This is a genomic window from Flavobacterium bernardetii (genome assembly GCF_011305415.1).
Lineage (GTDB): Bacteria > Bacteroidota > Bacteroidia > Flavobacteriales > Flavobacteriaceae > Flavobacterium > Flavobacterium bernardetii.
The window spans coordinates 373598-386527 of record NZ_JAANOQ010000002.1; the positions used below are offsets into that span (position 1 = coordinate 373598).

Here is a 12930-nt window from a genome sequence, read left to right on the forward strand (position 1 = left end):
TTTAGTCTTTACATTTTTTACATACACCATTCACTAATATTTGAGTTTCTTTAACTTCATATTCATCAGGAATGTCTATTCTTGGAATTAGGTTTTCTAAGCACGTAGTTTCTTTACAAACAACACAATTAAAATGTACATGTTCATGATGATGGTTTTTATGTGCTCCGTTGTTTTCGTGTGCGTGTAATTCATTTTCACATTCAGAACATAACGCATAAAGAATTACACCATCAAAGTTCGCTATTTTATGCAATTTTCCTTCAAGTACAAGTCTGTCAAGTGCTCTGTAGATGGTTACTCTATCTATATTATTGCCGAAAAATTCTTGAAATTCTTTATGGCTTAATGCAATTTTTTTATCAGAAAGTAATTTTAATATTTCTGTTTTTGTAGATGATTTACGCTCTCTAATTATTATTTTTTTCATTTATTCAAAATTATAAACGCAACATTGTTGTGGTTAATTAAAATAATTTTATATTTGCAACATAATTGCATTTAACAACAATTAAAATGAAAAAACAGATTACACATTCTTTAGATTATATTGGTGTATCAAGCGCGTCACTTTGCTTAATTCATTGTTTATTGTTTCCGTTAGTAACATTTATACCAATCGGTATTACTCACAATCACTATGTTGATTTAATTTTTGCATTAATTGGTTTGTTTGCTGTTGTAAAAATACTAAAAACTAATACAGAATTATATATAAAGTTAATTTTATCTATTTCAATGTCTGTTATTATTGGTTGTGTTTTGATTACAATTTTTTTTCATTATCACAGTTTACTGCTTTATTTTGGTGGTGTTGGTATGATTGTCGGACATTTATTAAACTTTAAAAATCATAAACATTAAGAATGAAAAAATTACCAGTTACAGTTTTATCGGGGTTTTTAGGCGCTGGAAAAACAACTTTGTTAAATCATATTCTACATAATAAAGAAGGTTTAAAAGTAGCAGTTATTGTTAATGACATGAGCGAAGTAAATGTAGATGCTCGTTTAGTTAAAGATGAAATGACACTTTCTCGAACTGAGGAAAAATTAGTAGAGATGAGTAATGGTTGTATTTGCTGTACATTAAGAGAAGATTTAATGCTTGAGGTTGAAAAATTGGCTAAAGAAAATCGTTTCGATTATTTATTAATTGAAAGTACAGGTATTTCTGAACCTATTCCTGTGGCGCAAACCTTTACTTTTATTAGTGATGATGGTGAAATAGATTTATCTAAATTTAGTTATATAGATACTATGGTAACTGTTGTAGATGCTTTTAACTTTTTTATAGATTTTGGTAAAGCTGAAACATTAAAAGACATCAACGCTACTGATATAGAAGGTGACGAAAGAACAATTGTTAATTTATTGGTTGATCAAATTGAATTTGCAAATGTTATAGTTTTAAATAAAACAGATTTAGTTACTCTTGAAAGAATTATTCTTTTGAAAAATTCAATTAAAAAATTAAACCCTAAAGCGAAAATTGTTCATTCTCAATTTGGAAAAATTAATCCGTCTGAAATATTAAATACAGGATTATTCAATTATGAAGAAGCTGAAATGTCAGCTGGATGGATTCAAGAATTAGAAGGAATTCATACACCTGAAACAGAAGAATATGGTATAAACTCATTTGTGTTTAGAGATCATCGTCCATTTCATCCACAGAGATTTTTAAACTTCATTGAAGATTTTCCTGCTTCTATCATTCGTAGTAAAGGTCTTTTTTGGATAGCATCACGTCCAAAGCAAGCGTTAAATTGGAGTCAAGCTGGTGGTTCAACTAAAGCTGAAGGTGCTGGAGTATGGTGGGCAAGCATGCCTTTTTCGCAGCGTATAGAATATCCTAACTTTATAGATAATCAAGATATTATTGAAGAACGTTGGTCGCTAGATTTTGGTGATCGTTTAAATGAAATTGTTTTTATAGGTATTCAAATGAATATTTCTGAAATAAAAAAGCAACTAGAAACGTGCTTATGTAATGAAAATGAAATCATGGATTTACAAGATGGCTTCTTTCCAAATAATGATAACTTTCCTGTGGTAAATCCTTTTTTCTCTGAAAGGGAAAAAACAGTAAGTTTTTATGATTAAAAATTAATAATTTTTTTAGATTTTTTTCTATCTATAAATAGATTCTAAAATTTTAGTATTTAAAAATCTTGTTAAAGGGTTTTGTGTTTTATTTGTTTGAAGATGTTTTTTTCAGTCTTTTGCGGAGAGCTTAGTTAATTGGTTATAAATTTTCCTCCGCAGAAGCGAAAAAAAAGTTAATATTTTCGTCTTTTCTTCCTTTCTTCTTATATTGCGGTTCAAAAAATAATGTTATACATGATAAGCACAAAAAACATAACATTTTCTTATAACAAAGACCAAACTTTCATTATGCCCGATTTATTCTGTCAGGCAGGAAGTACGATTTTAGTTACCGGTAATTCGGGAAAAGGAAAAACTACATATTTACATATTTTAGCTGGATTGTTACAACCCAATTCTGGCGAAATTCATATTGATAATAAAGAAATTACACATCTAAAAGGAAGTAAAGCCGACAAGTTTAGAGGTAAAAATATCGGAGTGGTTTTTCAGAAATCGCACTTTATTGCTTCGCTTTCTGTTTTGGAAAATTTAGAAATGGCAAGTTGGTTGGCCACAGGAAAAAAGCACAAGGTTAGAGCTAAAGAATTATTGCAAAAACTAGATATTTCAGAACAAGCACACAAATTGCCAAGTCAGTTAAGTGTAGGGCAACAACAGCGAGTTTCTATTGCTCGTGCTTTAATGAACGAACCAAAAGTGTTATTAGCAGATGAGCCAACTTCAAGTTTAGATGATAAAAATGCTGAAAATGTTATTGAATTATTAGAAACTTTATCAAAAGAATACAAAACAGCTTTAATTATTGTTACGCACGATAGTCGAATTAAAGAAAAATTCACCAATCAAATTACAATGGTATGATCGGAAAGTTAGCATGGAAAAACATTTGGTTTAAACCTTTAAATACCATTTTAAGTATTTTGTTGTTAACGGCTTCAGTGGCGATAATAACAGTTTTAATTTTGGTAGAAAAACAATTCGAAGAAAAATACCAAAGCAATTTAGATGGTGTCGATTTGGTTTTAGGTGCGCAAGGAAGTCCTTTGCAATTAGTGTTGTCTTCAGTATATCAAGTAGATGATCCCACAGGAAATATTAGTTACGATTCTGTAAAAGTTTGGATGAAACATCCGTACGTGAAAAAAGCTATTCCATTAGCGTATGGTGATAATTATGTAGGTTTTAAAATTGTTGGAACTACACCAGATTACTTAGAAAAATATCAAGCAAAAATAGCTGACGGAAAAGTGTTTGAACACAATTTCGAAGTGGTTGTTGGAGCAGATGTAGCCGAAAAATTGAATTTAAAAAGAGGCGATACTTTTAAAGGAACACACGGAAGTGCGGCAGAAGGAGAAGTACACGAACACGGAGAATATATCGTTGTAGGAATTGCTTCAAAAACCGGAAAAGTAATTGATAATTTAATTTTATCGAATATTCCAACAGTTTGGCAAATGCATCATGAAGAAGGTCATGAAGAAGTTGCCGAAAATCCTGCTCATGGTGAAGAAGGACATATACATAATGAAGAGGAAGTTGTTGCAGAAAATCCAGCTCACGGTGAACCAGGACATGTTCATGAAGAACACGAAGAAGTTGCTGAAAATCCAGCTCACGGTGAAGAAGGTCACGTGCATGATGAACACGAATCGGATATGACTATCGATGAACCAAATATGGAAATCACATCGGTTTTAATAGAATTTAAAAATAAAATGGGCGTGTTTATGTGGCCCAACTTAATTGCACAAAACACTAAAATGCAAGCGGCTTTACCAACGTATCAAATGAACAGATTGTTCGATATGTTTGGAGTAGGATTAAATGCTTTAAAATATTTAGCTTTCGGAATTATGTTAATTTCTGGAATTTCAATTTTCATTGCTTTATTCAATACCTTAAAAGAAAGAAAAGCTGAATTTGCCTTAATGCGTGTGAACGGAGCCAAAAGACATCAATTGCTTTTGGTAGTTTTATACGAAAGTATTTTGCTTTGTGTAGTAGGTTATTTATTTGGCACAATTTTGGGTAGAGTAGGAATAGTTCTGTTGTCGAAAGCCTCAGAATCAGATTTTAAATTAGGATTTAATCCTATGGAAATCATTTGGGAAAAAGAAGGACTTTTATTCAGTTTAACCTTATTAGTCGGATTAATTGCAGCGCTTATTCCTGCCATAAAAGCATATACATTAAATATATCAAAAACATTAGCAAATGCGTAATTCGGTAAAATTAATGATGGCCTTATTCTTAGGCGTTTTCTTATTCAGTTTTCAAAATGAAAGTGAAGTAACAACTTTCAAATCTTCAAATAAATTTGTTGCTACCGATACTTTAACATGGAAAATGTTAGGAGAAATTAAATACATGAAGAAAAAACACGCGTCGTACGGCGAAGTCGATTTTCCAATTATAAATACGAAATTGAAAAAATTAGCCAAGAAAACTATCGTAATGAGTGGTTTTATTGTGCCAATTGACAATAAAAATTATGCGTTGAGTAAAAACGTATTTGCGTCTTGTTTTTTCTGCGGGAAATCGGGACCAGAAACCATTATGGGAATTAAGTTTAAAGGAGCCACTCCTAAACTAAAAACAGATACGTATTTGACAATTAGAGGAACTTTTCGTCCGAATGAAAATGACGTAGAAGATTGGATTTACAATTGTGATAATGCCGAAATTGTAAAAGGAAATTAAATCTTGAACGAAATTAAACACATATTTTTCGATTTAGATCATACGCTTTGGGATTTTGAAAAAAATTCAGCTTTAGCTTTTGAAAAGATATTTCATGAGTTGAATTTAGATATTGATTCCCAAGAATTTATTACAACATACAATCCTATTAATGTAGCGTATTGGAAATTGTATGAAAGAAACGAAATAGACCAAGAATCACTTCGCACCAACCGATTAAAAGATGCTTTTGAAGCGATTAATTATGAAGTGACTTTAGAAGAAATTAATACTATTTCCAATTTGTTTATTGACTATTTAACAACCAATAACCATTTAATTGATGGTACAATTGAAACGTTGGAATACTTAAAAGATAATTATAAATTACACATAATTACCAACGGATTTTCATTTGCACAAGAAGCAAAATTGCAAAAAAGTAATTTAGCTGCATATTTTGTTACGGTTACAAATTCAGAATTATCCGGACATAAAAAACCACACCAAAATATTTTTCAATACGCTTTGTCGTTAGCAAATGCTTCAAAAAACCAAAGCATTATGGTTGGTGATAGTATCGAAGCTGATGTTTTAGGTGCGATGAATTTTGGGATGAAAGCCGTGTATTTTAATCCAGCAAATGAACATGTTTCTCACGAACAAATTATCCAAATTCAAAAATTAACTCAGTTAAAAAACATATTATAATGAAGAAGATTTTACTAATATTAATTACAATTTTTACAATTGGGTCATTTGCTCAAAAAAAGCAAACTATTCTTATTTCTAGCAAATATGATTTTCAGGAAAAGAAAAACTCTCATAACATAAATAATATGTTAAAAGCCATTTTGACATCCAACAATTATCAAGTTTATTTTGAAGATGAGATTTTGCCAATCGAAATCGCTCAAAACAGATGTAATGCTTTAACTGGTGTTTTGGTTGATGACAGTAATGTATTTGTAACGAAAGTAAAGCTTCAAATTAAAGATTGTAAGAATAACATATTGTTTGAAACGGCAGATGTTAAAAGCAGAGAAAAAGAATCGCAAGCAGCTTTTATTGAAGTAATAAAGTTGTTAAGTCCTGAATTGAAGAAATACAAACCAGTTGTAATTCAAAAGAAAGAAGTGACGGAATCGCCTTCAGAAATAATTACTAATACTAATGTAAAATACCAATTCGTTGAAATTGCTAATGGATATGCCGTTATGGATGCTACGCCAAAAGTAATATTACAAATTTATAAAACAACAAATCCTAACATTTTTATTGCTGATAAGTTTGGAGTAAAAGGTGTGTTTACGAAGTTAGTAAACAGAGGTGTTTTCGAATACTATTTGAATGATAAATTAGTGGTGGAAGAGTTTTTGTTTTAAAAAAAAAATATTTTAAATTTTCACATGAAATTTCTACTTTCCTTCGGAATAACATTATTTGTATTGTCAATATCGTTTTCTCAAATTAAAGAAAATGAGTTCGATACTTATTTATTAAATTTAGATAAAGCTAGAAATCTTGAAAAAAGCAATAATTTTTCAGAAGCAATAAAGTATTTTGATCTAGCAATTAAATATGCTAAAAAACATCCTAATTTTAATATTTACGGACATAGTTATATGTCGAAAGCTTCTGTTTTTTTTAAACTTAATAAGTTTAAAAAGGGTATAAAAGAAGTTAAGAAAGCAATTGTTGCTGGTAGTGAATTAGAAGTAATAGATTATAATTATCTTTTCAGTGATTCCATTTCTGTGAAAATTAAAGACGTGATTTTGCCAATCTATCGAGAATTGGTAAAAGAGAAGTTTAGTAAAATGAAAAATCCAGAAGCTTATGTTGAAATTGAAAAAATGATTGTATTAGATCAGTTTAACAGAATGAATGACGGATTATTAACGAGTGAAAATATTCCAGTTGATAAATTACAAAACATAACAGATTCTGCTTTAAGTCAACAATGCGTTGAATTAGTTAAAAAGCATGGTTGGTTTAATGAAATGTGGTTAATAATGTGGCACAATAGAGATACTTATAAACAAAAAAACGATTTTTGGAATTTCATGATTCCTTTTATCAATAATCAAATTGAACTTGGGATGTTACCGCATTCTTTTTTTGCAATGTATGAAGATTATAAAAGTTTGGAAGAAACAGGTTTTACAATTTATGGAACTATTACATCAAAAGTAAATAAGGAAACTATTAATTTGAAAAGAGCAGAAATTTTCTTACCCGCTTTATCAGAAGATATAATTAATAGCTATAACAATAAATAATGAAGATTATAGAAAAAAGTATTTTTTTGTTTTAACTAATACCCATATTTATTTTTCCATCTGTTTTTTAAAAACTGACGGATTTCTCTTTCTCTAGCATTTTCGCCTGGTTCAAAAAAGGTGGTTTCTGAAATGTCTGTTGGTAGAAATTCTTGTTCGGCAAAATTATTCGCAAAATCGTGTGAATACTTGTATTCTTCACCATAACCTAATTCCTTCATTAATTTCGTTGGTGCATTTCGCAAGTGAATTGGAACAGGTAAATCGCCAGTTTGTTTCACTACTTGTTGCGCTTTTCCAATTGCCATATAACTCGCATTGCTTTTTGCTGAGGTTGCTAAGTAAATCGCGCATTGACTTAAGATGATTCTGCTTTCTGGATAACCAATTGTGCTTACTGCTTGAAAGGCATTGTTCGCCATAATAAACGCAGTCGGATTCGCATTTCCAATATCTTCACTTGATAAAATTAACATTCTACGAGCGATAAATTTCACATCTTCGCCACCTTCAATCATTCTAGCTAACCAATACACAGCGCCATTTGGATCACTTCCACGAATCGATTTTATAAATGCCGAAACAATATCATAATGTTGTTCACCCGTTTTATCATACAACACGGTATTTTTCTGAACCAATTGCATTACTTTTTCATTCGTAATTACAATTTCATCACTTTCGGTTGCATTGACCACTAATTCGAAAACGTTTAGTAATTTTCTTCCGTCACCACCAGATAATCGTAATAAAGCTTCGGTTTCTTTTAAATCTATTTTTTTACTTTTCAAATAGGCGTCAGAAGCTATTGCTCGATGTAAAATATTTTCTAAATCTTCTTTCGTAAACGCATTTAAAACATAAACCTGACATCTTGACAAAAGTGCAGGAATGACTTCAAAACTCGGATTTTCAGTCGTAGCTCCAATTAATGTTACCCAACCTTTTTCTACAGCTGCTAAAAGCGAATCTTGTTGTGATTTACTAAAACGATGAATCTCATCAATAAATAGAATCGGATTTTTAGCCGTGAATAATCCACCACTTTGTTTGGCTTTTTCTATGACCTCTCGAATGTCTTTTACGCCAGAATTAATCGCACTTAACTCGTAAAATGGACGTTTGCTTTCTTGTGCCATAATTTGTGCCAAGGTAGTTTTTCCGGTTCCTGGTGGTCCCCATAAAATTAAACTTGGAATAATTCCTTTCGCAATTTGTTGTGTTAACGAGCCGTTTTCGCCAACCAAATGCGATTGACTTATGTATTCCGATAAAGTTTTCGGACGAATTCTTTCTGCTAAAGGTGTTGTCATAAAGCAAATTTAAACAATGAAATCTTTTGAAACAATCTTTTTTGATTTTAATATGTTATGCCAAAATTACATACCTTTTACTTTGGCTTCATTTTTGACTTTTATGCTGTATGATAAAATCTTCCATAGATAAAAATTTTTATTTTTCGCCTTCGGTATTTCTTTTTCCATTACTTTTTGTGATGGTAATGTGGATTTGTTTTTATGCCAATTTACATTATTTTCCAGAAATGCATGAGTTCGGAATTTTGCCTAAAACATTAAAAGGTTTACGAGGAGTTCCATTGCATGTTTTTATTCACGGAAGTTTTAAACACTTGCTCAATAACTCCATTCCGATTTTCTTCTTGATAATGGCGTTGAAATATTTTTACCGACAACAGTTTTGGAAAGTCTTGTTTATAGGAATTTTATTTTCCGGAATAGGAACGTGGCTAATAGGAAGAAATTCTTATCATATTGGCGCAAGTAGTTTAGTGTATTGTTTAGTAAGTTTTATTTTCTTCAAAGGAATTTTATCCAAATATTACAGATTAGTCGCTTTGTCGTTAACTATTGTATTATTGTATGGTGGAATCATTTGGTATATGTTTCCCAACGCGGAAACTTTAAAAGGTAACGTTTCATGGGAAGGCCATTTTGCAGGTTTTGTAACAGGTTTAACAATGGGGATTTTTATAAAAACACCACAATTTGAAAAACCTATTTTTTACGATTGGGAACATCCGGATTTTGATCCATCGGACAAACCTTTCTTTAAACAATTTGATGAACATGGTAATTTCATCAATCCGCCAAAACCCGAACCTGAAGTTATTGAAGAAACAGAAGTCGATTCGTATTTTAAATCTTCAGTAAAAGTAATTTATGAGTTTTTGAAAATGAAGTAAAAAAAAGACTTATATAATTGAAAATTCAATCATATAAGTCATATAGGTAAATTAATTTTTCTAAAAATTAAAGCAGTCTTTGTCTCACCACTTCGTATAAAAAAGCACCACAAGCTACAGAAACATTTAAAGATTCAATAGTTCCATACATAGGTAATTTAGCTTTTTCGTCAACTACTTTTAAAACCGATGGGTTTACACCGCGTTCTTCGTTACCCATAATAATCGCTACAGGAACTTTAAAGTCGATATCGTAAATAGTATGTTCTGTTTTTTCTGTTGCTGCTACAGTTTTGATATCGCAACTTTGTAAGTGAAAAACCGCATCTTTAATATGGTCTACTTTACAAATTGGAATATTGAAAACAGCACCTGCACTAGTTTTTACGGTATCACCATTTACTGGAGCAGAACCTTGTTTTTGAACAATAATTCCGTTTACGCCAACACATTCTGCTGTTCTGATAATCGCACCAAAATTTCTAGCATCAGATAATTGATCTAAAACTAAAAACAAAGGAGTTTTACCACTTTCTAAAGTTTGTTCAATTAAAGTATCTAAATCGTGAAAAGCAATTGGTGAAATAGTTGCCACCGCTCCTTGGTGATTTAAAGAAGTAAAACGATTCAGCTTTTCAACCGGAACATAACTAAAATTTACATTATTCGCTTTTATAGCTTTCATTAAATCTTTCATTAAGTCGCCCTGAGCTTCTTTCTGAATAAATACTTTGTCTATAAGTGCACCCGAATGTATGCCTTCAATAATAGCTCTAATTCCAAAAATCTGATTGTCGTTTTTCATAGGTGCAAAGATATAATATTAAGGTCAAGTAAAAAATAAAATAATAAAGTTGTTTTGCTTTGTTTAAATCCAGCTCTTTTTACTTGGCTCTTTAGAAATACGTCTTAAAACTAATTTGCACAATAGAATTTGAAAGTTTTATAGTCTGACTTCCTGTATTTCCATTCGCGTAAACTAAATTAAATAAGCCGCCATTACTTAATAATCCAAATCCGAAGCCTAATCCATAAAGTTGATCTTTGCTGTTGTTGGCTTTATCTTGATAATAACCATAATCAGTGATTGTGTAAAAATATAAATTAGGAGAAGCTACATATCGGTATTCGGCAAAAATTCCGCTGAATACATTTCCTTGTAGGCTGTTTTCGTTGAAACCTCTTATGGATTGAATTCCTCCAAATCGGTACAATTCATTGGTGTAATAATTCGTGCTTTGAAGAAAATACGTATCGTTTTTTAAATGAATGTAGTTTTTTTTGTTGAGTTCGAACAGTTGCTGAAATTGAAATTGTGCAAAAAACTGATTTGTTTTTATGGAACTTGCAGTTCTGTTTCCAATTCCGAATTTAGTAAATATGGAGAATTTATCTGGAAATAGCGAATCGTCAAAATCAATTTTTTTATGCTCAAATGTAACCGTGTTAAAAGTGGATTTTAAATCTTTTAAATCGGAACTTGCTATTTTTTGAATGGCTTCTGAAACATTGTCTTTGTATCCGATAAATACTTTGGTGTTGTAATTAATCATGTAACCCAAATCGAAATCGAAACTACTGTTTTGAAAAATAGTATCCTGTTTGAAAATTTTCAAATTCGATTTTAATGCCATCGGACTTTTAAAAATATAAGCTAAATCTAAATTTACATTGAAAGTGCTTTGTTTGTTTCCGTCATTTTTCCAATATAAATTGAAACGTTCTCCTGAATTTAAATTGTTGTACAAATTTAAATCTAAATACCCGTTGAATTGTAATTTTTGAGTTTCTTCATTGTTTCCAAAACCTAAAAATCCATCAAAACTATTGTTCTTTCTTTTTTCTAAATACAAATACACTTTTGTAGAATCTATCGTAAGTAAAACTTCTGGATATTTAACTTGAGTGACAAATGGTAGAGAATTAAAATCGGAATGAATTTTTTTAATGATGCTTTTGTTAAAAGGTTTCGAACGGTATTTTCTCAAAAAGACTTTCTTAATTCCGACAGGAAACTGACTATAACCTTGAAATTCTAAATTATTTATTTTTCTGACTTGGTTCAATTCGATAATTAAATCGGCTTGAAATAGATTGTTTGTTCTGTTGAAATTATCTAATTTGATTTTTGATTGAGCAAAACCTTTTTTTTCAAGGATATTCAGTTTTTCATTGATGTAATTTTCTGTATTCGAAAGCAGAATGATTTCGGAAGCTGTTAGATTCAAAATCTCTTTTACGTCTTTTGATAAATTGTCGGTTTTAATTTTGATGTTACGAGTTAAACTTCCTAGGTTGTATTCGAAAGTAAAACTGCTATCATTTGTTTTTTTGGTTTCGAGTAATTCATTTTCCAAATAGCCAATTTTCAATAATTTCTGATTGAAAGTGTTTTGAGTTTCTAATAAATTTTTAATTTCCTTATGTGTTTTGATATAACCAATGCTGTCAATAATTTTATTTTCAGTTGAAGAGCTTCCTTCAATTTTTAAATAAAACTGCTGACTATATATATAAGGTGAAAATAAAAATAAGAAAAATAAATATTTCATAGCCCAAATATAACGCAATTTTTCTAGAATTTATTTTGTTGTTTGATAGTAAAATATTCTTTAGTGAATGAGTTTTTCAATAAATTGGTTATCAAAAAGTTAGAAAATTAAAAATAAATATAATAGAGTTTGGATAATAAAAAATATTTTCTACCTTTGCATCCCTTAAAATAAGGTAACAATAAACAAGTTTAATTAAAATTTAATTATGCCAACAATTCAGCAGTTAGTTAGAACAGGAAGAACCAAAATAACTAAGAAGAGTAAATCGGCGGCTTTAGATTCATGTCCTCAAAGAAGAGGTGTATGTACTCGTGTTTACACAACAACTCCTAAGAAACCAAACTCAGCGATGAGAAAGGTTGCCAGAGTTCGTTTAACAAACGGAAACGAAGTAAATGCATACATTCCTGGAGAGGGGCATAATTTACAAGAGCACTCGATAGTATTAGTTAGAGGTGGAAGGGTAAAAGATTTACCAGGAGTTAGATACCACATTGTGCGTGGTGCTTTAGACACAGCAGGTGTTAAAGACAGAACACAACGTAGATCTAAATACGGTACAAAACGCCCTAAAGAAGCAGCTAAAAAGTAATTATTTAACACTTTTAAAGAAAAGACATGAGAAAAAGACAGGCCAAAAAAAGACCTCTTTTGCCAGATCCAAAATTCAACGATCAGTTGGTAACACGTTTCGTAAACAACTTAATGTGGGATGGTAAAAAATCAGTTGCTTTTAAAGTATTTTATGATGCTTTAGATATAGTTGAGACAAAAAAACAAGATGCAGAGAAATCAGCATTAGAAATTTGGAAAGATGCATTAACAAATGTTATGCCTCACGTAGAAGTTCGTTCACGTAGAGTGGGTGGAGCTACATTTCAAATTCCAATGCAAATTCGCCCAGATAGAAAAGTATCTATGGCAATTAAATGGTTAATTCTTTACACGAGAAGAAGAAATGAAAAATCTATGGCTGGTAAATTAGCTGCAGAGATTTTAGCAGCAGCAAAAGAAGAAGGTGCTGCTGTTAAGAAAAGAATGGATACTCACAAGATGGCAGATGCTAATAAAGCATTCTCTCACTTTAGATTTTAATT

The 12930-nt window shown here is 30.6% G+C and carries 15 protein-coding genes; 11 read left to right on the forward strand and 4 right to left on the reverse strand.

The features are described 5' to 3' along the window. Nucleotide 1: 1 nt before the first annotated feature. Nucleotides 2-430: a Fur family transcriptional regulator gene (locus tag G6N05_RS06600; protein WP_166125902.1), complete on the reverse strand. Its 429-nt coding sequence runs from the start codon at nt 428-430 to the stop codon at nt 2-4. Nucleotides 431-516: 86 nt separating this feature from the next. On the opposite strand from G6N05_RS06600, the gene G6N05_RS06605 reads away from it, so the two are divergent. The 8 genes from G6N05_RS06605 (at nt 517) to G6N05_RS06640 (ending at nt 7075) form a co-directional block, all read left to right on the forward strand. Then, nucleotides 517-864: a MerC domain-containing protein gene (locus tag G6N05_RS06605; RefSeq protein ID WP_166125904.1), complete on the forward strand. Its 348-nt coding sequence runs from the start codon at nt 517-519 to the stop codon at nt 862-864. Nucleotides 865-866: 2 nt separating this feature from the next. Further along, the gene (locus G6N05_RS06610) at nt 867-2105 is read left to right on the forward strand and encodes a GTP-binding protein (RefSeq protein ID WP_166125906.1); all 1239 of its coding nucleotides are present in this window, start codon (nt 867-869) and stop codon (nt 2103-2105) included. Between the two features lie 237 nt (nt 2106-2342). Then, entirely contained in the window at nt 2343-2972 is a 630-nt protein-coding gene (locus G6N05_RS06615; RefSeq protein ID WP_166125908.1) for an ABC transporter ATP-binding protein, read from the forward strand. Next, nucleotides 2969-4336, forward strand: coding sequence for an ABC transporter permease (locus G6N05_RS06620; protein WP_166125910.1), 1368 nt, complete (start codon nt 2969-2971; stop codon nt 4334-4336). Before G6N05_RS06615 ends, G6N05_RS06620 begins: the two co-directional genes overlap by 4 nt. Beyond that, a complete protein-coding gene (locus G6N05_RS06625) occupies nt 4329-4814 on the forward strand; it encodes a hypothetical protein (protein ID WP_166125911.1) in 486 nt (161 codons plus the stop codon). Before G6N05_RS06620 ends, G6N05_RS06625 begins: the two co-directional genes overlap by 8 nt. Before the next feature lie 3 nt (nt 4815-4817). Continuing rightward, on the forward strand, nt 4818-5504 hold the full coding sequence (locus tag G6N05_RS06630; protein WP_205729745.1) for a YjjG family noncanonical pyrimidine nucleotidase: 687 nt from the start codon (nt 4818-4820) through the stop codon (nt 5502-5504). Continuing rightward, complete coding sequence (locus tag G6N05_RS06635) at nt 5504-6178, forward strand: hypothetical protein (RefSeq protein ID WP_166125913.1); 675 nt, start codon at nt 5504-5506, stop codon at nt 6176-6178. Before G6N05_RS06630 ends, G6N05_RS06635 begins: the two co-directional genes overlap by 1 nt. A gap of 24 nt (nt 6179-6202) precedes the next feature. Next, nucleotides 6203-7075: a tetratricopeptide repeat protein gene (locus G6N05_RS06640; RefSeq protein ID WP_166125915.1), complete on the forward strand. Its 873-nt coding sequence runs from the start codon at nt 6203-6205 to the stop codon at nt 7073-7075. Between the two features lie 35 nt (nt 7076-7110). Here G6N05_RS06640 and G6N05_RS06645 read toward each other — a convergent pair whose 3' ends face one another. Further along, complete coding sequence (locus G6N05_RS06645; protein ID WP_166125917.1) at nt 7111-8388, reverse strand: replication-associated recombination protein A; 1278 nt, start codon at nt 8386-8388, stop codon at nt 7111-7113. Between the two features lie 110 nt (nt 8389-8498). On the opposite strand from G6N05_RS06645, the gene G6N05_RS06650 reads away from it, so the two are divergent. After that, nucleotides 8499-9278 (forward strand): rhomboid family intramembrane serine protease, encoded by a 780-nt coding sequence (locus G6N05_RS06650; protein ID WP_166125919.1) that lies wholly within the window; start codon nt 8499-8501, stop codon nt 9276-9278. 67 nt (nt 9279-9345) lie between these two features. Here G6N05_RS06650 and rlmB read toward each other — a convergent pair whose 3' ends face one another. Together rlmB and G6N05_RS06660 are read right to left on the reverse strand one after the other, a co-directional pair. Continuing rightward, nucleotides 9346-10083, reverse strand: a complete 738-nt coding sequence (gene rlmB, locus G6N05_RS06655) for a 23S rRNA (guanosine(2251)-2'-O)-methyltransferase RlmB (protein WP_166125921.1) — start codon at nt 10081-10083, stop codon at nt 9346-9348. Nucleotides 10084-10174: 91 nt separating this feature from the next. Further along, nucleotides 10175-11830, reverse strand: coding sequence for a BamA/TamA family outer membrane protein (locus tag G6N05_RS06660; RefSeq protein ID WP_166125923.1), 1656 nt, complete (start codon nt 11828-11830; stop codon nt 10175-10177). 208 nt (nt 11831-12038) lie between these two features. Here G6N05_RS06660 and rpsL point away from each other — a divergent pair, with 208 nt between their 5' ends. Together rpsL and rpsG are read left to right on the forward strand one after the other, a co-directional pair. Next, the gene (gene rpsL / locus G6N05_RS06665) at nt 12039-12425 is read left to right on the forward strand and encodes a 30S ribosomal protein S12 (protein WP_091314384.1); all 387 of its coding nucleotides are present in this window, start codon (nt 12039-12041) and stop codon (nt 12423-12425) included. A 26-nt stretch (nt 12426-12451) separates the two neighbouring features. Beyond that, entirely contained in the window at nt 12452-12928 is a 477-nt protein-coding gene (rpsG, locus tag G6N05_RS06670) for a 30S ribosomal protein S7 (protein ID WP_091314380.1), read from the forward strand. The last annotated feature ends 2 nt before the right edge of the window (nt 12929-12930 follow it).